20 protein-coding genes are annotated in these 21099 nt (G+C 47.0%); 10 read left to right on the forward strand and 10 right to left on the reverse strand.

Translation table 11 applies throughout. From position 1 onward, the window contains the following. Positions 1-252 precede the first annotated feature (252 nt). The 6 genes from MSED_RS05960 to MSED_RS05985 are packed head-to-tail and all read right to left on the reverse strand — an operon-like array spanning position 253 to position 6883. The gene (locus MSED_RS05960) at positions 253-687 is read right to left on the reverse strand and encodes an SRPBCC domain-containing protein (RefSeq protein ID WP_012021124.1); all 435 of its coding nucleotides are present in this window, start codon (positions 685-687) and stop codon (positions 253-255) included. Beyond that, a complete protein-coding gene (locus tag MSED_RS05965; protein WP_012021125.1) occupies positions 666-1973 on the reverse strand; it encodes an FAD-dependent oxidoreductase in 1308 nt (435 codons plus the stop codon). Before MSED_RS05965 ends, MSED_RS05960 begins: the two co-directional genes overlap by 22 nt. 11 nt (positions 1974-1984) lie before the next feature. Continuing rightward, positions 1985-2710, reverse strand: coding sequence for a glycerophosphodiester phosphodiesterase (locus tag MSED_RS05970; protein WP_048060309.1), 726 nt, complete (start codon positions 2708-2710; stop codon positions 1985-1987). A 44-nt stretch (positions 2711-2754) separates the two neighbouring features. Beyond that, entirely contained in the window at positions 2755-4452 is a 1698-nt protein-coding gene (locus MSED_RS05975) for an ABC transporter permease (RefSeq protein WP_225938850.1), read from the reverse strand. Then, positions 4403-5341 (reverse strand): ABC transporter ATP-binding protein, encoded by a 939-nt coding sequence (locus tag MSED_RS05980; protein ID WP_012021128.1) that lies wholly within the window; start codon positions 5339-5341, stop codon positions 4403-4405. Before MSED_RS05980 ends, MSED_RS05975 begins: the two co-directional genes overlap by 50 nt. Before the next feature lie 9 nt (positions 5342-5350). After that, complete coding sequence (locus MSED_RS05985) at positions 5351-6883, reverse strand: extracellular solute-binding protein (RefSeq protein ID WP_048060066.1); 1533 nt, start codon at positions 6881-6883, stop codon at positions 5351-5353. Between the two features lie 253 nt (positions 6884-7136). Between MSED_RS05985 and MSED_RS05990 the strand changes: the two genes are divergently transcribed. The 8 genes from MSED_RS05990 (at position 7137) to MSED_RS06030 (ending at position 14963) form a co-directional block, all read left to right on the forward strand. Further along, entirely contained in the window at positions 7137-8555 is a 1419-nt protein-coding gene (locus MSED_RS05990) for an APC family permease (protein ID WP_012021130.1), read from the forward strand. Positions 8556-9050: 495 nt separating this feature from the next. After that, entirely contained in the window at positions 9051-9275 is a 225-nt protein-coding gene (locus MSED_RS05995) for an AbrB/MazE/SpoVT family DNA-binding domain-containing protein (protein WP_012021131.1), read from the forward strand. After that, positions 9262-9666, forward strand: a complete 405-nt coding sequence (locus tag MSED_RS06000) for a type II toxin-antitoxin system VapC family toxin (protein WP_012021132.1) — start codon at positions 9262-9264, stop codon at positions 9664-9666. The genes MSED_RS05995 and MSED_RS06000 overlap by 14 nt, the downstream gene beginning before the upstream one ends. Positions 9667-9980: 314 nt before the next feature. After that, a complete protein-coding gene (locus MSED_RS06005) occupies positions 9981-10577 on the forward strand; it encodes a DUF432 domain-containing protein (RefSeq protein ID WP_012021133.1) in 597 nt (198 codons plus the stop codon). Next, complete coding sequence (locus MSED_RS06010) at positions 10574-11344, forward strand: mechanosensitive ion channel family protein (RefSeq protein ID WP_012021134.1); 771 nt, start codon at positions 10574-10576, stop codon at positions 11342-11344. Before MSED_RS06005 ends, MSED_RS06010 begins: the two co-directional genes overlap by 4 nt. 342 nt (positions 11345-11686) lie before the next feature. Further along, the gene (locus tag MSED_RS11995) at positions 11687-11827 is read left to right on the forward strand and encodes a hypothetical protein (protein ID WP_225938849.1); all 141 of its coding nucleotides are present in this window, start codon (positions 11687-11689) and stop codon (positions 11825-11827) included. A gap of 353 nt (positions 11828-12180) precedes the next feature. Next, entirely contained in the window at positions 12181-12954 is a 774-nt protein-coding gene (locus MSED_RS06020; protein WP_012021135.1) for a hypothetical protein, read from the forward strand. 350 nt (positions 12955-13304) lie between these two features. Continuing rightward, on the forward strand, positions 13305-14963 hold the full coding sequence (locus MSED_RS06030; protein ID WP_048060068.1) for a hypothetical protein: 1659 nt from the start codon (positions 13305-13307) through the stop codon (positions 14961-14963). Between the two features lie 538 nt (positions 14964-15501). On the opposite strand, the gene MSED_RS06035 is transcribed toward MSED_RS06030, so the two are convergent. Next, positions 15502-15972 (reverse strand): hypothetical protein, encoded by a 471-nt coding sequence (locus MSED_RS06035; RefSeq protein ID WP_012021137.1) that lies wholly within the window; start codon positions 15970-15972, stop codon positions 15502-15504. A 391-nt stretch (positions 15973-16363) separates the two neighbouring features. Between MSED_RS06035 and MSED_RS12495 the strand changes: the two genes are divergently transcribed. Continuing rightward, positions 16364-16495 (forward strand): hypothetical protein, encoded by a 132-nt coding sequence (locus tag MSED_RS12495; protein WP_256464100.1) that lies wholly within the window; start codon positions 16364-16366, stop codon positions 16493-16495. A 164-nt stretch (positions 16496-16659) separates the two neighbouring features. Here the strand turns inward: MSED_RS12495 and MSED_RS06040 are convergent, their stop codons facing one another. The 3 genes from MSED_RS06040 to MSED_RS06050 all read right to left on the reverse strand — a co-directional run bounded on the left by MSED_RS06040 (position 16660) and on the right by MSED_RS06050 (position 20289). Then, positions 16660-17514: a helix-turn-helix transcriptional regulator gene (locus MSED_RS06040; protein WP_012021138.1), complete on the reverse strand. Its 855-nt coding sequence runs from the start codon at positions 17512-17514 to the stop codon at positions 16660-16662. A 472-nt stretch (positions 17515-17986) separates the two neighbouring features. Beyond that, a complete protein-coding gene (locus MSED_RS06045; RefSeq protein ID WP_144418761.1) occupies positions 17987-19171 on the reverse strand; it encodes a Rieske 2Fe-2S domain-containing protein in 1185 nt (394 codons plus the stop codon). 284 nt (positions 19172-19455) lie between these two features. Next, positions 19456-20289, reverse strand: a complete 834-nt coding sequence (locus tag MSED_RS06050; protein ID WP_012021140.1) for a hypothetical protein — start codon at positions 20287-20289, stop codon at positions 19456-19458. A 221-nt stretch (positions 20290-20510) separates the two neighbouring features. Here MSED_RS06050 and MSED_RS06055 point away from each other — a divergent pair, with 221 nt between their 5' ends. Beyond that, positions 20511-21083 carry an archaellin/type IV pilin N-terminal domain-containing protein gene (locus tag MSED_RS06055; protein ID WP_144418762.1) on the forward strand — a complete coding sequence of 191 codons (573 nt, stop codon included), beginning with the start codon at positions 20511-20513 and terminating at the stop codon, positions 21081-21083. Positions 21084-21099 lie beyond the last annotated feature (16 nt).

Consider the following 21099-nt stretch of genomic DNA (forward strand, 5'->3'; position numbering starts at 1 on the left):
TAATGATGGTGGAAAGTAAATTAGTTTTTATGGTGATGGGGGGAGTAGGTTCACACAAGGGGACAGTGACTGAAGACCACGCTGTAGGCGTCGGATCTACACCGAGGGTTAAGTCTAGATAAGGAGATGTCTGCCTTACCAGTTAAGAGTCGAGACCAGTTAAGAGTAGAGTTAGCGTATTTCCGATCCTGGCTTACCCTGGATTCATCCCGCACGTGTCAGGCTCAAGAACCTGGATCCACCTACCCAACCTCAAACCTTCCTTGAAATACACTCCACTATCTTCTTCACGTTGACCTCAGCAATCCTTCCAACGCTACTCCCAAGGAGTCTCTCTAGGATCCCTAGGTTTAGGTTCGCGTCCCAGACAATCCTAGTTCCTTCCCTGTCATCCACAATCTCAACGTTTATCGCGAACTTTATGTTCACGCCAGCGGACCTCCCAGTCCCAGACACGAGGATCCGTTGCCCTTCCCTAGTCAACCTGGAGTTGGCGACCACGGTCAAGGAGGAGATGTGTGGGGTCAAGTCTGAGACGTCTAACTTAAAGACTGCCCTAAACTCATCCCCCTTAACCTCATACTCCTGTATTCCGGGAAGGCACTCAGCAAACCGGGAGGGACTCGACAACAATTCCTCGACCCTCCCCCTCTCCGCTTTAATCCTTAGATCGCTCCTGAGCTCCATCTCTTCCTCCCCGCGATCGTGGATAGGACAACGTAAAGAGACGTAATGTACCTCTCCTCGTCTAGTGATCCCCTCCTAGCGAGGACCTTGCCAACCATTTCCCGCATGTCTGGGCTAACCCATGACGGGTCAAGGTCCAGTGGGCCTGGCAGTCGAATATCCCTTGTCTTACTCCTTTCCTTGACCCCAAGTTTTGACGCAACGAGGTCGCCTACCTTCTCGCCTAAGAGCCTCGCGGTCGTGAACTTCCCACCTATCACAGAGATCAAGCCTGGGACTTCTTCATGTTCTAGGATAAGGTAGTCCCTGCTCGCCTGCCTTCCCGAGTCAGCGTTGGCTATCAACGGCCTAACCGAGGCGTAAACCCTGGATACCTTCGCCTGAGCTAAACCGGGCACTAGTTTCACTCCTTCCCTCAACAGGAGGTTGACCTCCTCGTCGGCGATTGAGAAGTTGTCAGGATCATCCACGACAGTAGCCGTGGTTCCTAGAATTGAGGCCTCACCGTAAGGTACCAGGATATCCCCGTCGGAGGGTGGCCTCAACCTGTTCAGGACCATGTTATTGAGTCTTCTGTCGAACACTGCCATGATTCCAGCCGTGGGAAGGACTGGGACCTCGCCAATTCCCGCAAGTCCAGTAACCTTGAAGGACCAAGGACCTGAGGCGTTTACAATGATCTGCGACTCGATGACGTGGGTCTCCCCAGTTAGCTTGTCCAGGATCTTAACCTTAAGTTCGCTTCCCCTCTGAATCTCGACCACTTCAGCCTGCGTGAGTATCGTGGCTCCGCTCAACGAGGCCGTAAACGCGACGCTGGCCAATAAATCGTAACCGTGGATTACCTTGTCTGGAACCCACACAGCGATCCTTGTGCTGGGATTGGCGTGGGGCTCAGCCTTTAGAAGCTCACCCCTGTCCATGACCCTATGTTTAATTCCCAGGGAGTCTAACGATCTAAGAAACCTCTCAGAGAACTCCACCTCCTCTTCCGTGATTCCCAGAAAGAGGCCTCCCGTGTCCCTCACGGCATGAGGCGCGATCCTTGAGATTACCTCGTTCTCCTCGGCGCACTCCTTCGCCGATCCCGGATCCGTCACGGCATACCTAGCCCCGCTGTGGAGAAGTCCGTGGAACTTCCCAGATGTCCCTGAGCCTATATCCCCCCTTTCCACTAGGACCACCTTAACCCCCCTCAGTGCCAGGTCTAACGCGGTGAAAAGGCCGTTAGCCCCACCGCCTATAACCGTGACGGTAGCGGAATCCTTGGAACTAAACCTCTCCATTTTCCCATCCCCTAGCTTGAGAGCACGCGTATTGCCATGCGCGGATTGTCGGTGGTTATTGAGTCCACGCCAATCTCTCTAGCCTTCATTACCTCCTCCTCGGAGTTGACTGTCCAGGTTGCAACCCTATACCCTCTCCCATGGGCCATGTCCACGAGTTCCCTATCCAGAAGGCTAAACTCTGCCTGAATCCAGTTCACCCCAATCTCGTCCGCCAGTACTAGCGCATGTTTCACGTCATTACACGTTAGTAATCCCAGGGTCAATGAAGAGTCCATCTGCCTCAGTCTCGAGAGCGACTCGAGATCAAAGGATATGACCTGGGTTAAGTCCTTGGTCCCAGTCTCCTCAAGAATCTCCAGTAGCCTCTCCTCAATCCCAGGGTAGAACCTGGATCCATGCTTTACCTCAACGTAGTAGTTTACACCCTTTACCTGGGTTAGGACTTCCCTCAGGGAGGGCACCTTCACCCCTCTCCACCTCTCGGAGAATTTTTGCCCAGCGTCAAGTTGCCTCACCTCAGCCCACGTCCTCTGTGAGACGTAACCTGTTCCTGTCGTAGTCCTATCCAACTTGTCGTCGTGGATTACCACGAGCTCGCCGTCCTTCGTCATGTGGACGTCCATCTCCACGCCGAAGGCCCCAGCCTCCCTAGCCAGCAGGAAGGACGGAATCGTGTTCTCTGGTGCCTCCAGCGGGAAACCCCTATGTCCATACACTAGTGGATAATATTTCATGGTGAATATCATCTCTATCCCCATTTTAAGTCTATTGTGAAAAATCAAATGAACTTTAGGCCACCGCCACGATCTCCCTTGAGTATCCTGCTCAAGGTTATGATTGTAACCACCATGACGGGTAGTGCAGCGACGAGCGCAGCTGAGGCTACCAGCGCCCAGTTAATTGCCCTGTAATAAATCTGGGCCAGGGCGAACACGGTTACGGTCTCTGCGCCCTCTGGCGGGAAGGACCAATTGTAGGGAGTCTGTGTGAGGATAAGTGGGTAGAAGAGCAGGTGCCAGTTCAGAATGAAGGAGAGGAGAAAGACCGAGAAAACTGAGGTCCTCGAGAGAGGCATAACTACCCTTAACAACTTCCGCCTGATCTGAAAGACCTCTGCTACGTCATCGTAGGCCCTTGGGAAGGATAGGTAGTTATTGTGGAAGAGCCAAACGGCGTAGGTTGCGGTGAATATGGGAGTTGAGATGATGAGTGCCCACCACGTATTCATGAGGTTCGTGGACGAGAAGAAGATGAATAGGGGGATGATGTAGGACGCTGAGGGGAGGGAGTAAAGGTAGATCGAGACTGGGAGGATCCATCTCCCCTTCCCGCGGGAAATTTCATATCCTGATGGAAAGGACACGAATATGGTCAGGAGGGAGGCGAGAACGGCCACGACGACGCTCGACATGATGTAGGGAATAGACTGATCCAGCGTGGAGATGAAATACTTCGTGGTTAAGCCCGCCGGGATAATCACGGGAGGAGACCTAAAATCTAGGGAGGAATGCCTAAACGCGACCAGTCCCATCCAATACACAGGAAACACTAGGAAGAATAGTGAAATTCCAAGTATCACGTACATGAGGGGCTTGAACACCCTGTCCGGTATCCTGAGCGAGAGGGAGATGAAACCTGACCTCTTGCTCCTTGAAATCAGAAGGATTAGGATTGCGGGGATACTGGCCATAACGCTCAGGAGCGCAGCAACGAGGGCTCCACCGGAGAAGTTGCCGAGGTCTATGATCTCGTAGTACACGAGGAGAGGGAGAGTTGTGGTCGCGAATCCTGGACCGCCCTCCGTCAACGCATATGGGATGTCAAAGTTTCCCAGTGCTGAGAGGAAAGCTAGGAGGAACGCCAACCAGAAGGCCTTTCCCACCATTGGGACAGCTATCTTCCCGTAATACTCGGAGAGAGACAAGTTGTCCAGGAGGGCGTTCTCCTTCACGTAACTTGGAATTGACCTCAACGCGGTAAGCGTTATGAGGAAGGTGAGCGGGATGGTTGACCAAATGCTCACCATGGTCACGCCATAGATCGCGAGAGATGGGATATTCAGGGGATCAAAGTTTAGGTGAAAGAGGTAGGAGAACCAACCGTAGTTCGCGTAAAGGCTTATGGACCACACGAGGGCTGCTGACGTGAAGGGTAAGGTGTAGGGTAGCATGATCAGGAGGGACACGATCAGCTTGCCCCTAGGTAAGATGTCCACAGCCACGGCAAGGATGAGCCCAGCTAGGGCCGAGATTATCGCCGTTAACCCGGCATAAATCACGGTATTCCAGAAAACCTCCGAGATTGGTAGTGTACTCAAGGAGCTCAAGGACTGTGAAAGGTTAAGGCCAAAATAGACGAAGGTGTAGAGGAAGGGGACTATCCCCAAGGCAACTATGTATCCAAGGTAGGGGATCGAGTACTTCATCCTAACTCCCCAGGACCTTATACCTAGTGATTGCGAACTCCACTTCCTCACCAATTCTAGGTCTCACCTTGGACAGTGCCCTCAACTTGTCCCCATTTACGGAGAGGTGAACCATGTAGGAGTTTCCTGCAAACTCAACGTTCCTAACCACGCCCTTATACGGACCTTTACCTAGGTCCACGTGCTCTGGAAGGACACCAACCTTTCCGCTCTCCTTGACGAGGCCTCCGTCAACCACTGACATCCCAAAGAAGGTTGCTACATCCACGCAGTTGGGATTGAGGTAAATGTCCTCTGGGTGGCCGACCTGGCGGAGCTCCCCGTTGAGCATAACCCCTATCCTGTCGGCGAGAGCCATGGCCTCCGTCTGATCGTGGGTCACGTAGATCGTGGTAATTGATTCCTCCCTCTGGATCTCCTTGATGAGATCCCTAGCTGCTACCCTCTTGGGGACGTCAATGTTGGAGAGGGGTTCGTCCATGAGAAAGACCTTAGGCCTCTTCACCAGCGCCCTAGCTAGGGCAACCCTCTGCTGTTGTCCTCCCGAGAGCTCAGCCGGATACCTTTCAAGGAGGTGGTGAATGTCAAGTCTCTTGGAAATTTCATTTATTCTCTCATCTCTTTCTCCTTTATCTAGATTTTCGATAGGTTGGGACAGATTCTCATACACAGTCTTATGCGGATATAAAGCGAAATTTTGGAAAACCATGGCTACGTTCCTCCTCCCAGGAGGTAGGTGGTGAACCCTCTCGTTATCTATGAGGATTTCCCCCTCATCGATTCTCTCAAGTCCAGCAATGGAACGTAAAATAGTTGTTTTTCCGGAACCTGATGTTCCGAGAAGGACAAAAAACTCTCCCTTTTCTACCTTCAGGTTAACTCCCTTTACTGCCTGTACCTTACCGTACCTCTTTGAGACCTGCCTCAGCTCAACGCTCACTTAGATCCCCTAACCATAGTAGGACTTGAGATACTGCATCCACTGCGAGGCTATGGTGTTCAGGACCTGCTGTGGGTTGTTCACCTGACCCTCTAGGTAGAGTAGGACCTCGTTATTGAAGGTGGGAAGGAGTTGCTCGTATGTCGGAGGAATGATGGGTCCGACGTCCCATCCCTCCTCGGCTATGGTGGGCATCACTGTTAACCACTGCCTCTCATATGAGGGGAGAGACGTGTTAGACAACAGGATATTGTAGGCCTCCTTAGAGATTGGGAATATCTCGTACATGTAGAAGAGCTTCGCCTGAACCTGTGGCGAGACCAGGAACTGCAGGAATTCTAGGGCCAACTGCTGATGCTGAGAGTACTTGCTTATTCCCACAAAGTCAGAACCGGCAACGGCGTAACCACCTGGTAAGGGGGCGTATGCAAGTTGCTCCAACTGGCTCTGATTCAGGCCTCCGAGGGGTCCTGGCCACGATATCATACCTGGGGATTGAGGAAGGTAGTTGATGATGTTGTCGTAGGTTATCTGAACCTGAGATGGCGGAATCATGTAGGAGACTAGTTGCTTATACACCTCAAGGGCCTGAACACCGGCGGTGGAGTTAATGGAGGGTAATGGGAAGTTGTAGCCGGGAAGGATCTTACCCTGGAAGTATACCTGAAACTCAGGAAGGCCTGAGATGAGTCCGTCATTTAGGCTCGAGTTCCTCGCGTAGTAGTATCCAAAGATCACCAGGTAGGAGTTCCATATGTTGTGGGAGGTGTCGTCAGGTAACAGGATTCCGTACTTGGTCACGTGATGCGAGGTGAGGAACTGGTCCACGTCTATGACCACGGTCCAGTTCTGCCAGGTTTGGGGTGAGAAGTTCATGTGATACTCGTTGTAGAACTCGTTCTGTAGGGTCTTGTTGTCAAAGATTGTGGTGTTGTAAACCAGGGTGTCAACACAGGTCGCGTAAGCTATACCTGCGGTTATGTTCTGATGGGTTGTGTAGTTGTAGACTATCCCCGCATACGTCTCCTGGGGCATTATTAGGTCGGAGGTGTTAAAGTCCTGCGTAAGGTTTAAGGGAACTAGATAGGGGGCAATCAGGGCCGACGACGTTGGAGTGTATGACATTATATCAAATTGGGAGGAGTGGGCCTTGAGGTAAGTTAACTCTACGCTGATGTATTGGCTGAAGGGATATGTATACACGTTAACCTTGACGCCCGGATGCTGTTGCTCAAACAGCTTACCGGCCTCGGTAATGTAATCTCCGCATATACCTGACCAGGCAATAATGTTTAGCGTGGTTGCGTTACCCGTGTTTCCACCACTGGAAGTGCTGGAGGTTGAAGTCGTAGTCCCGTTGCTCGATGACCCGCCTGAACCGGAGTTCGTCGGGGTCTGAGGTGTGGAGCTCGGCCTGCTAAGCATCATGTATCCAGCAATTGCTGCTATCACAATCACGACCACCGCAATCACGGCGATCATGGTTGTGGAAATCCCAAGTCTACTTTTGCGACCAAATTCACGACCGTTCTTGCTTACCATTTAACATCTGAGTACGGTGTCCAAGGTACAATATTTAAAAACTATGATTATATTATATATATTGATATATATCCTATATAGTTCACTAGATACTATGTATTCTATATAGTTAAGAGTGGTGGGGAGTGACTGGCCAAACAGAGTAGGGGACACATCACTTGACTACTAGAACTGAACAACCTGAAGTCCCCTCTAATAGTCAATCTTCTCACGCGACGGATAGATTTAAAGGGTACTCGACCCCTGAGTCGTTGTGGATAAGGACGAGTCAGGACTAGCAAAGGACGCCATAGGGCTCTGGGGACTTGTTTTCTACTCTATATCAGTGATTTTGCCCGGGGGAGCCTTTGCCATAACCGGGGCTGCAGCCATTATTTACGGTGGGTACTCGGCTCCGCTCGCCTTCATTCTCGGAGGGTTGGCCGTGTTCCTATCTGTGATCCCTGTCTACTTCTTTAGTCAGTACATCTCCAGCGCTGGGGGTTATTACAAGTACATTGAAAGCTCGATCCCAAACAAGTACCTGTCGAAGAGTGTGGGGTTCTGGCAAGTGTTTTGGGTGGTTGGGGATATGATCGCGGCATCCTCGGTGATTCCGTGGTTGAGTTGGGCCTACTCTGCCCTGTTCCACGTGTCTCTCCCCCTTGACGTAGTGTTGCTACTTAGTCTAGTAATTCCTGTGTCCTGCCTGCTTGTTAGTTACTTCGGGATAAGCCTATCATCAAGGATTACCATTGTGGTTGGAACTCTTCAGATAGCCTTTTTCTCTGTGCTGGGGGTCGCCCTCCTCTTGAAATCTAGGCATCCTTCACCTGTCTTAAGAGTTGAGGACTTTCACAGCCTATTTCTCTCCATGGTTGTGGGTGCTCTCCTGGCCTACAGCGGTTACGGATCAATCATATCCCTTGGAGAGGAGGCTAAGTTATCCAGGAAAACCATAAAGAGGGCTGTGATGGTGTCAGTATCCATCATGGTCCTGTTCTTCAGCTTCGTCGTTTACAGTATTGTGGCCTCAGCGGGCCCAGATCTCCCGGTTGCCCAGGCCCAGTTGGCCCCTGGTATATACGTGACAGAGGAGCTGTTGGGCGAGAGGGTCTCGTCACTGGCCCTCGCCATTGTCCTGTTTTCCCAGGTGATCACATCTGTGCTTTTCGGGAGCAGCGGTGCTAGGACAGTGTACAGCCTCGCTCAAGACGGGTTTTTTCCTGATTTCCTCAAGGTCACTAGACGAAACGGAAGTCCCTTCAGGGCTACAGCCTTCATTATCGGCCTTGGAATGATCGGGTCACTTTCCACAATAGTTCCCCTGATCCTAGACTACGGAGTCGGGAAGGGGCTGTTTTACAGCTTTACAATTTGGGCCACCGTCATAACGGTGCTCTTCCTGTTCATTCAGATCGTCACGAATATGTCCTTACCCTTTTTCCTGAGAAGGAGAGGGATGAAAGTAAAGGTCCTCGATCACTTGTTGCCGTCCATCACTGGATCCTCAATCCTGGTTGTGGCCCTTTACTATTCCCTTCAGAACCTGGATCCTCCCCTCAACCTGATTTACTTCATACTTGTGGGATTGGTAATTACACCCTTGGTCATGGTATACGCTCTTCATGATTCAATTGAGGTTGAAGAGAGTCCCGGAGGGGCAAGACCCAATCATGAGGGTCTCGGTTAGGCCTTAAGGGGTGGCGCTACATCCGGGACTACCCGGGACCGTTATGTAATTGGTGAAAGCTTCTATGATACGCAGGAAATAGATAACTCCAGAATCACCTCCTAGACTCCTAATCGGTTCAACAGACCTTACGTGATAGAAGAATTTCATTTTTACGTGTGGTATAATAAATACTTTCTGAGTAACGCAATTTTAAACTGGGGAGTGAATGAACATCTCTAAAATTTTACCTGATTAATCTAGGGAATTTTTAAGTGAGTGATTCTCAGCTATATTGTCCTTGGCACGTTGAGAGAAGTCTAGATTGTTATGGGTTCCGTTGATGCATGACAAGTTCGCATTTGCATATATCGTCTACTATTCACTCGATCTCCTTACAATCTCTAAATCTAGAAAGAAGTTAGATCCTGCTAAAAGACATAGGTATAAGCGGGTACGCGTATACTAGAAAGGTATAAAACAAAGGTATAAAACCTACGTATACGTATACCTCATATGGTTAAGGTCACGAAGAAGTACCAGGTCACCATTCCGGAGGACGTGAGGAAGAAGATAGGGCTGAAGCCCTTCGAGGAGGTCGAGGTGGTGGCTCTTAATGATAATGAAATACTAGTCAGAAGGAAGCTGAGGACCGTTAAGGATCCGCTATCCATTCTATTCGGTTCCCAAACCGATGTGGAAGTGCCTCCCGAAAAGGTAGACGAATTTGCAGAAGAATAAATATTTCATAGATAGTAATATTTTCTTTTATGCAAAGATAGGCGATAGGAAATACGGTGAGTGCTCTAAGAAGGTGATCCGCAAAATCTACGAGGGAGAGGCTGAAGGCCATGTGGATGTCTTAGTGTTGTTGGAAGTTGCGAACGCTTTAAGCAAGTTCCACATGAAACGGGAGGAGATTACTAGGGAAATCACGGCCATAATCTCGTTGCCTATCAACATTGTGGACGTGTCGAAGGAGGACATAGTTGAAAGTTCCGAGATCGATCTGAAACCCTATGACGCCCTACATTATTACGTTTCTAGGAAAATAGACGCAAGAATTATCTCCGCGGACAGTGATTTTGATAAATTTGGAAGAGTCGATCCATGTGAAATTGACAAGATATAACCAATTACAACTTAATGTGTGGAGTATTTGATTACCTGACGCTAATTCTACGAATTGTTCCGACCAAGAGAATTACGTTAATCTTCGGATACTCCACACACAAACCCGTGAGGTACGCCCTAACCTTTCCATTGGGGTTAAGAGTCACGAACGTGCTGAAAAGGTCTCACCTGAAACTGAAACGTAGGCTAAAAGTGTAAAGTCCACGTCAATCTCCCATATACTCTATAATCTCCCATATACTCTATTATAGACTCTAAGGAAGACAACTTTAAGCAAAAAACTTATCCTCACTCACCCTGACAAGTAATGAAATGCCGGTATACGAGGGAAACGGGAAGAGATTTACCATACCTGATGGAATGACACTTCAAGAGCTTCCTGTGGTAAGCATATCTACCAATGTAACTACCTATTTCGGAATTAATCTCGAGAGTGCAGTTATAGTTAAACCAGAATCCACGATTACGTTCTACGTGGAAGTTCCGTTAGATTTAGGAGTATTCGTCACAGATGGAAAGAGGTATAGGCAGATAGACCTTAAGGAGAGGTTCAGCAAGAAGTATTCGCTTTACGGCTCTGTGGAGAACGGGATCGTGTATAGGTATTGGGTTTCCCGCGTATCCGATTCCCCATTCTTCTCCGAGGATAGGGCTCTAACCAAGGTAGTGGTGAAGAATGAGGCCGATACCATAGGCGACTTGAAAATAGTCTTGTTTGACGTTAGATACTTCTCCCTATTCAAGGATGAGGATAAGGTGATCGGAGAGGAAATAAGGTTAGAACGCCTGAAGAAGGGTCTAGCCATTGTTAAGCCCACAAATAACCCCTCTATTCCAGGTGCTAAGGTTATGGATTACACTCCCCTTAACCCCTTCACGAGGGGGATTGAAATGGGTGAAGGTACATGATCCAATTCATAAACTACCTAGAGGCTGTCCTAGTAGTTGCAATCTCGTTTGTGGTAGCTAGGATACTTGTAGTAGTTGTGAAGAGAAGACTACATGGAGAACTTCCGGTTCACGTCACCCAAAACTTAACGAAGGGGATCTACTACGCTCTGATCGCCGTGGGAATTGGAATAGCCATAGGAATTACAGGAATCAACGTTACTGGACTTCTAGTGACTGGTGGAGTCGTGGGCATTATCCTTGGTCTAGCCCTTCAGAGCACTCTTTCAAATTTCTTTGCAGGGTTACTAATTATTTTTGAGAAACCCTTCACAGTGGGACAAGTCGTGAATTACCAGGGAGTAATAGGCACAGTCGTGGACATTGGTCTCCTTTCCACAAAGCTATACTCTTGGGAAGGACACTTCGTTAGGGTTCCGAACAGCGTGCTTTTCACGTCTCAGCTCGTGAACTACAGCAAGTCGATAGTGAGGCTGGTGAGGATTCAATTCACTGTATTTCAGGAAAGTGATCTAAACAGAATCATGGAGGCAGTGAAAAATAAGCTCAATGAGCAGTGGTATGTCCTAGTGAACCCAGAGGTAGTCGTTTTCCCCATTCAATTTACGGAGAACGGAGTCCAGATTGAGGCTAGAGCGTGGACACCCCAAAGCACGTGGTTTGAGCTATACCGGAATATTGGACAGGTGATAGATCAAGCTCTTAAGGAGCTGGGGGTTAGATACGCCTACAAAAAGGTTATCTTGGATGAGGATGGGAAGAGGTAGTTTACGTACTAGCTCCAGAGAATTCCTGATAGGGACCGATATCGTAGGTTGATGGAGTCGTCTGTGGAGTTATAGCTTATCGTAGTAGTGGATTCATCCACAGAGTTCTGGGTCCCCGTTGACCCTTAAAAAGGCCGAATTCAGTTGATGTATTGCGTTTCCAGTACATTAGTTTGTGCGATTTGAAAACAAGTATTATCCACCATTCACGCGGGATCGTATACGCATTAGGGTAAGACTTAAAATTGATTACGTGAATACCTAAATATTTCAGAAGTAATCTTAGTAAGGGTAAAAATCTGAAGAGAAAGGCTGAAAAGCTAGGAGTGAATAAGGAAAATTATGGGAAAAGCCTTGAAAGAGCAGATCAAGAGAAGGGAGGAAGAGGATGTGAGAAAGGCACTAAGAGAAATTCTTCTAAACTTAGATGTCAGTGATGACGAGTGGACTAAAGCAGTTAGGGACAGCAGAAATGAAAGATGAGTACTTTTTGTCGCTTCAACTCCATACCCGCTTTTCTCGGATATGACGTGAGAGATGAGCCTAAATTTCCGGATATTGGTATTGTAAGGAATCTTACCTTTCATGATGGCACCACCTTGTAGCTGAAACCAGATATAACTCCAGCGACGGCCTATGAGTTCACGTGAGGTGACTTGTTTTGTGTATTCATCACTTAGACGAAGCGTGAGGCGTACAATCCATCAAGAGTGAATTCGGATGACTCATACTGTCCGTGTACGCCGATTTAAATAAATTTCGAAGAATTGATTTATAAATTGATAAGATATAACTGACTAACAACCTATTAATACTCGTTAAACATAAATCATTATGTGAGTTCGTCCCAGTCCTCCAATCAGATACACTACACCAATAAAGAAGCTTGGGAGGAATATCTCAACAAACTGAAGGAACTTCTATCGATTGTCAGTGGAATTAGAACGCTCAGGGATAGACTGGATAGGGAACTCAAAAGACCTCTTTCCGAGCTTGCAGATAACGAGACTTATCTAAAGCTCTTGTTTGGTGGCGTTATGTTTGAGAAGGGGAATATAAACTATCTCGATAAATCCCTTGCCAAGATCGTTCTTAAACTATTTAGTGTTGGACTTTCAGCCGACGAGCTCGCTAGAATAGGGAACGAGTTGGAGGGTGGAAGAGATCTCAAAAAGTTAAACGTTATACCGAAGTCATATGAAACCACTCCTTTCATGAAAAATTTAGAGGGCTTATGGATTTCACTTTCTAACGTTCTTCAAATTAGGGACTTGAATGCGAGGGAATACGGAGTAGACAGCTTATCAACTGCCTTCACGGATCTAATCAATACAATGGGTCCCTTACTACCCACTTACAATGAACTAAGCTTCTTCATCTACTCTTTGTCAGGAGCACCGAGATTTTACATTAACGAGGAGTACCCTGAGTTTTCCAAGTCTGATACGTTCCAACCCATTGATAACTTCAAGATTACGCTGGAGACAATACTAAGGGACCCCCTTGGAAGGGATCAATTCTCCATTGTGGGAGTAAAGAGTAGTCCAGGTAGATCTATAATTAATTCTTTGGACCTAATGTTTGACATCTTTGCTATTCTGAGAAAGTAGGGTGTATATGGTGGAGATGATGAGCTATCTAAATATGTCAAACTCTACTATAATACTTCAAAAATGAGCGCAATGGGAGTTGATACGGACGCGGTAGAGGTTTTAGTACCATTTTGCGCTGATAAAGAATATTATCTATATATCAAGAATAATGGAAATATAGAAGTTTATATCAACAACATTTCCATAAAATTACCTTATGATCGATTCGTCGCAGCCTTGGCGCCTGCAATGTTTACTAAACTACTAAAAGTGAATATTAGCGAAGCAAGGTCAGATCGACTCTCGTTCAGCTATAACAACAACTTTACCGTTTATTGCTCGGAGGTCTTAAGATGAGTGAACGTAAAATGAAAGATGTTGTAAATCCAATTATAGTTGTAAATTTAAGTAGGGAGAGGGTCGAAGAAACTAATAGGACCGACAAGATTTATGAAAAGGATTCCCTTAGCAGAAGGGAAGAGAGTATACAGATACTGAGGACAATCCCCAAATTCTATTTCTTCGCGCATATCAACATTAATCCGAATTTTAATAGCTCGTTATCTTTTCCTAACCCAAGTAGACTGAAGGTCTCCCATCCCCGTATCAAGATAGCATCATGGAAACCCTTAGCTCTTCCTAAACTCAATGACTCGATCTCCCTCCCCTCAACAACCCTATACCGCACAGTTCATACAATCTTTATCCGTGATCATTGGGAGCCTGCTACCGTTTATTTAAATGGAAAAGTTGCATTACCTCAACCATTCAAACCAAGCGTCTCTGTCCTAAGACCTCTGTTCTCGACATGGGGTTATCACAGCCAAATACAGCTAAATGGATCTCTTACACAGAATATTTCCCAACAACTGAAGGATATGCCCACGACTCAAAGACCAATGACCGTCTCTCATGACCCTGGCAACCCAGGTGGGGATAGCGAAGAGTTAGATCTCCTTGATAAGTTCACCAAACTTCTCACGGGAGTTGGAAGTGCCTTTAGCGACAGGTGGCAACACATCTGGATCTATGACTGCGATCCCCTCAAGGATACCCTCGCCATGATTGCAGTTGAGCTGATGAACGTCGCAGACAAGAGGACTATTCCCGTGTTTGTGAACGTATCTGCGAGCGAAATGGATCCGCTCCTCTCCTATTTTCTCCTAGGAAATGAGGGGGTATACGTACTGGAGGGAACAGTTCAGGATCAGGCTAGAGTGGGAAGAATCAAGGAAAGACTCAGGAGGTCCTTTGGTTCAGGACTGGTTTACGTGATTGCAAGTAAGGAGTTTCACGACGAGATACTTTCAATGGCAGAGACAGGAGGACCGAATCGGGAACCAATGGAGAGTGCTAGGGAGGTCAAGTCGTTTGAATGCAACAAGATACTCAACCTCGTACGCTGGCTCACCCTGATCTCCTCAGGTTTCTCCGCACCACCAGAACTGGCTGACCTGACCACTGGCCATCGTCTCCTATACTCCAAGGTACTTGACAAGGCGGACAGTCTCCTCCGCGAAATGGAGGCAAAGATACCGGGTTTAGCCCTCTTGGATAGACCCAATGCGGGCGAGGGTAGGGAGAGCATGGACCATAGGCTCCTCAAGAGGCTTGCGCTATACGATCTCGTGAGCAACAGGGGGATAGATGTTAACAAGGTTTACGTTGAGGGAGTTGGGATTCACGGCAGGTTGTCGGAGTGCGGCGAACTTGTGCCCGACCTGTTCGTTGAGACTCTTGGGTTAGCAATAGATGTCAAGACCAGCTACGGAGCCCTGCCTGCGGACGAACTATCTGAGGCCGTTGAGAAGTACTCAAAATGTGGAAGAGTTGAGGTGGTATTCAGACCCCTACCGGCCCTACTCTTCCTGAAGGACATAGTTGCAAAGCTCAAGGCATATAGGGAGACCGGGGTGAAGGTAAGCGTAAAGATTCCAGCCATGACTGAGGGACGACCTTCCCTCATAGACCTAGCTGACGCATTCAAACGTCTTAAGGCTATGGGCTTGGTTAAAGCCGACAGTTAGTAGGAGGAGCCTTGATTTGTATTGCGAACAGGTCCCATGGATCAGTAGAGAGAGTCGAGTCCTCTCAAGTTTGTGTGAAGTAATCATCGAGGTAATTGCCACTGTGAGTAAGGAAGTGGAACAGGTGCAAGATTGCCATTACGATCTCGTCACAGCGTAGTTTGCAACTCGGAGTGATGGCTATCTTCAGGAACCAAGCCTTTTGGAAGAGAGTCTTTTACAATCTCTTCACCGCCTCCCTGTAAACCGAATCCAGAAACTCGTAATCGTGAATTATGCTCATCTTCTCAAGCTGTTGCAGAATGTTACTCAGGGTGTAACTAGGCGGGAAAACACAAGACTTGGTATGATGGTTAGTCAGCTGGGAGCTCGGTTACTGCGAGTTTACAAGGGATGGGTTTCGAGTAAGGCTTGTACTTGAATAACTCAAGGCATGTTCAATATCTACTGGATCGTGAATTCCTTGATAAGTCGAGGAGTTAATTGCAAATTAAATGAAAAAAGTTTATCTTAATGATTCAAACTGTGAAGAGACTTACTAACTGTCTCCCTCTCCAGAGGATCCTTGATCTGGGCTGTTATCGTAGGTGGAATTTGTGTTGGTGGAGTTGTCTGGGGAGTTGTCGTACGTGGAGTTGGTGGAGTTGTCGTGATGACTGTCGTCGTAAGTGGAGTTGGTGTATGTCCCATTCTGGTACGAGTCGTCATGGTGACCGTCATCAGAGTAGGTCGAGTTGGTTGAATCGTCGTGATGACTGTCGTCGTAAGTGGAGTTGGTGGAGTTGTCTGGGGAGTTGTCGTGGATTATCGCAGTTGAGTTATCCGGCGTATTATCATTGGTGGAGTTGGTTGAATTATCCGGGGAGTTATCGTGGGTTCCCTGTTGACCTTGAACGGCCGGATTTATCTGATGTATTATATTACTAGTCACATTATTTACATTGGATCCTAGAACCACAGCACCTGAGGCCAGTACAAGGCCCAACAGGATTAGGAGTATTTTACTCATGGCATCACCGAGATTCCCTTGCCTAACGTTATTTATAAGGAATCCCGAGGTAGCGTTTCATTCCGTTCTAGTGGAACGTGAGTAGCCGTAAACACACCGTGATTAGTTTCGTGAAAAGGGGGATATGAATGTTTCAATAGATTATCTTCTCCAATCTAGATAGATGGGGGAGATGTATCGTGTCCCTATGGACAAATCCGCAACTTGAGAAACACGATAACCTGGTTCCTTGAGTCACACGCACTCCTTGAACTTACTTACGTGACGAGACAGGTTTTGAACCCTATACCTCACTATGTTAAAATCCCTTGAAAAGTTTCGTTCCGTTCACGTTTCAATATTTCGGCTGAGTTCCTAATTAAGAAGAAACGAGAGTTAATAAGTGATAAAAATGATGGCGCAAGAACTTGAAGAAAGGAGGGAACAAAAGGAGATAAGCGAGGGTAAACTAACCCTCTATTTGGCCTTAGTTGTGGTAGCATATGTCATTGTTGATATCTTAGGCTATCTGCATATATTTTAAAAGTTTTTTGTTTTTCTTTTTATCTTGTATGTGTAAAATATAAAGGCAAAAGTTGAGTACTTTTTCTGTCTCTCCCCCGCTTACCTAACAAGGTTAAGCCCTTAGTTAGCATGAATATAACCTTGGGTAGGTGAAAGTGAGTGCGCAGTGACTAGACCCGAAAGTCAGGTTGGCTTATCGGGAGGTGGTTGGGACACCTCATACCAGATTTTCCCACCTTCCCTCCTCTCCACAAGGTAACCTAGTTTCACGAGCTTCTTGATCCTTCTATAAACGGTGGACTTGGGTAGTCCCGTGTCTCGGACTGCGTCTGATAGGGTTCTTGCTCCCCTCTTGAAGGACTCCAATACCATTATATCACGATCGTTGAGCTCCTGAGTTGTGAGCTCCGCCTCCTCCTCTTTCTCATCCTCCTCGACAGTCTGACTCGCTTGTGCTTGGCTCATCTGTTGGTTCTGGTTCACCTGCTCAGTCACAGGTCTCCTCCTAGACCTGAAATATTCATATAGGAAGAAACCAACAACGGCATCAGTAACCAGAACAACGACTAAGATTATTAGATCCTCCTTACCGAATCCACTCGAGCTTTGAGAAGATGTGGAGTAAAGCACCTCTAGAGAGCTACCCTGCAAAGTTAGGTTGTATAGGTTTCCCCTGGTTTCCAATGATGTGGGTGGCGGGTATATATAGGCAAAGGTATAGGTTCCGGGAACAATGACGTTGAAGGTAACGTTGTAGGGCTCTGTTCCCTGGATTACGCCCTTGGGGAAACTGGCAACGTAGATCACCGTGACCCGAGATGTATTATAGAAGAATAGGTAACCTCCAGTAAGATTAAACTTCGAACCTATAACCCGAAGATCTGTGATGTTATCTCCTATAACGTGAAATGTGGACACGTTGTTAAGATGAGCCACAACGGTTCCGTTGTAATATATGACAACGGATTGCTGACCGTATGTCAGCAAGGACGCTAATGTTAGGAGCATCAGAAGGCCAAGATATCTCATCGAATACATATTTGACGAGATTTTTAAATTTCTTTTGTTAACTGTGGGAGTACTTTCAAGACTGAAATGGACACTTCATATCATGATACAGAGATATCCTGTGTTCGGACTTTTCAAAAAGGGAGAACGCAGTATGAATTTCAAAAAAATGTTTATGGGTTTACATTACATTGAATCCGCTTTGCATTATGGCCAGTACATCAACTATTACATATGCTACGGCTGCTATTAACATGTATAGGGTTAGTTTAGCTTCACTTATCTTTTCCTTTATCTCCATTTACTTCACCTCTAAAGTGATATGGGTGTGCCTCCCTTTTTAAGAATCCCGTGAAAAAGTGAAACAAAACATGAAACGGAACCAAGGAACCTATGAAAAGCTTAGGTGAAACTCAACAAAAATTGTAAGCTACCTAGATCTTATTTCTCCCTTGAGGCGCCTAGATCCACGAACTGACCAAGCCCCTCAAATAGCCTTCTTTCAATTATCATTTCCACCATCGTCGCCCCCATAACCGGTGGTTGATCCAGAGGTATTAGAGGATGAAGAAACGTTTCCAATGTAGACGTTGCCAGAGCTGTCAACTGTAACGGGGTACTGCGGAAGCGGATATGGAGCCGGACCAGCAATAACTCCTCCATTGCTTGGGGAGAACTCTGCCCCATGACAGGGACACGCTATGAGCTGTTGCCCTGGCAGATAACCAACCGTACAACCTGCATGTGTACACACTGCGCTATAGGCCTTTAATTGACCATTAGGTAACTTAACCAAGATCCCTGGGGAGCCGTTGGGAAGCCTGAACAGTTTGGCTGAGTTGGGACCCAACTGGTTTGCATTGGCTATGGGTCCGTATGACGCTTGAGTCTGAAGACTTCCCTGGGATCCGCTTGAGGAGGGAGACGATGGGGCTGAATTCCTTCCAAGTATTGCCACTAGAGCTAGGGCAAGAGCCGTGACTCCCACGGTCTTCAGGAAGGTTCTTCTTCCCTCGTCCACAACCTTCTCCACTCTTTTCCTAGAAGGAGTCCAGTCATAATGGGCCCTTAGATATCCCTCGTCAAGGAGCCCATCCTTCATAGCCTCTAGAAGCGGTCTGTTGGACGGCATTAAAGACAGATACACATGAAAAATTGCCGAGGATGTAAGGAGAAGGGCAGACAGAACGTGAAGAATTAGCAAGTCCTGGAAGTAAGGGAACAGTAAGCTAAGTTTCAATGGGTTCCACAAAGCAAGTCCCGTGAGCCCAAGGCCCATTATGGATAAGACCACCCCGACGTGATAGGCTCTCTTGAGAGGATGATACTTTCCCTTGGCCCTCTTAACCCTGAGATCTAGACTTAGCTTCATCTCCCCACTTCTACCGTCACTTACCCAATGATACAGGAGGAGAAGCCCAATGGGTAATAGGGTCCAATCGTGAAAGTTGAGTAGACCAAGGTTGGTAGTTGCCAGCATGTAATATCCTGAGATCCCCGCAATTAGCAGCGCACCAAAGGAGGCCCAATGAAATATCCTCTGCCCCTCGGAGTACAGGGGCACTGTTCTCTTCCCGTTGGTAGGAGGACTTGCCTCAACCACTTTTCCTCTAGCTAAGTGATAAAGAAAAATTCCCGCCAACGAGATAAGGATTACGAATTCGGCAAGGAATTGTAGGAATTGCATGGGTTGCTCTAATCTTAGGTTATTTATAAGAAATTCCCAAACTTTTTTGTACCGCTGGCTAATCACTTGGATAAATACTTTTATAGGTTTAAATAAATGGAAAATAATCGGTGTTTCACTCATTTATTGGTTTCAGTGGAACGCGAAACACCACGCTTTTGGGCAGTATGACCTGGCCCCCACAGTATAGGGAGGGAAAAAGCCTTAATAATCTAGAATAGATAATTACTCTATATAGGCTCTTTAAAGAAATATTAAAGACCATCTAAAAAATGCTGATGTAATCAATTATCTCCACCACTATCAGAACCTGAAGAGTTCGAGGAATCACTAGAGCCTTGACCCGAGTCCTGTGAACCTGATTGGGAACTTGAGGATCCCTGGGAACTTGAGGAGCTCTGACCTGAGTCTTGGGAGGAGCTTTGATCTGATGTGCCTCCCTGATCCGAATGGCTCTGTGAAGTTGAATTGGTAACATTATTTTCATGTTCCTGTGAGGAGTTTACCGTGGAATTTACATTGGTCGAGTTGATCACGTCCTGACTGGTCACGTTACTGGTCGTGTTCTGGTCTTGGGAATCCACATGGTTCTGAATGTCCGTGGAGGTGTTGTTTTCATGCCCTGTGGAGCCTGTCACGTTTCCATAAACGTTTAGCGGACCCACGTACTGATAATAAAGTCCCAGCAGCTCAATCACCGTCTGGGGAGTCGGCGACTCATTCAGGACACCCGAGACAAACATGGTAACTTGAAAATTCCTATCCTCTGCTGTGAACTGAGCCTTAGTATTGTTTAGGGTCAGTGAAATGGAGTTTCCGTCATCCAGATAAATCAAAACGTAGAGGGAGCTGAAACCGTGCGGGTTAATCCCAATATAATAGATTCCCGTTTTGGGGAACGATAAATTGAACTTGTACTCGTAACTGAAACCGCTCCCGTTGGTGACGGTGATTATCTTGGTGTTGTTATATACAGTTAGCCCACTGATACTGATGGGGGTTGAAGCGCTTGTCTGCTGGGGGTGAGTAGTGACATAAAGTTCGTAACCAAGAAAGATATTGGATATCAGAACCACAATGGTTATGCCTATGAGTAAGTTCTGCCTCATCTCAATCATGATAATTTAGTGAGTTTTCTTTATAAGATTATGATGCGGAATAATGCCCTAAATACACGGGAACTGGGACCTGCTTCCGTTTCACTGTTTCACTGAAACAAATATATGTTGGAAATATAGTGTTTCACTTATTTTCATTGAGAAAAATTCTTTTGTGAAACAGGTGTGTTCCGGTTGTACTTTTTAAGACACTTTTGACACCCATGTTTCACAGAGAAAAAATGTTACACCTAAAAGGCAAAAAAATCAGTTCAAAGGGTAGAAAGGGACTCTCAAACATTGTGGGGTCCCTCCTCATGATAGTATTAACAATCGTGGCAGCCCTGCTTTTGGGGCACTTCGCCTTCGGTTTATTCTCGTCGAACAGCCACAATGCCCAGATCTCAGTGTCTGACGTGAGTTTGATAAATCCCGGAGGTACAGGACTTCAGGCTGGTGGAAGTGGCGTAAGTGTTGCTCTAACTATAACTGATACTGGTAACGACCCTGTGAACATAACTTCCATCACCATAGGTGGTGTGACGTTCCAGAATCCTACGTTAGGAGGAAAAACTACTTACGTTACAATACAGCCAGGACAGAGTGTATCCTTCACTGCAACAATAACTGGGGCAACAACTGGCTTAACGGGTACTCTGACCTCTAGCTCTGGAATTACCTACTCTTCAGGTACTAATGCTGTTAGCTCAAGCACGTTCAACGTGGGTAGCACTGTGGTGGTTCAGGTTAGTGCTATCGACATAGTGACTCACCAGGCTCTGGCGACCCAGATAAGCACCGTGGTCCAGGACTAAACCCGTGAAGGTGTAA

The sequence above is a fragment of the Metallosphaera sedula DSM 5348 genome (assembly GCF_000016605.1).
Taxonomy (GTDB): Archaea; Thermoproteota; Thermoprotei_A; order Sulfolobales; family Sulfolobaceae; genus Metallosphaera; species Metallosphaera sedula.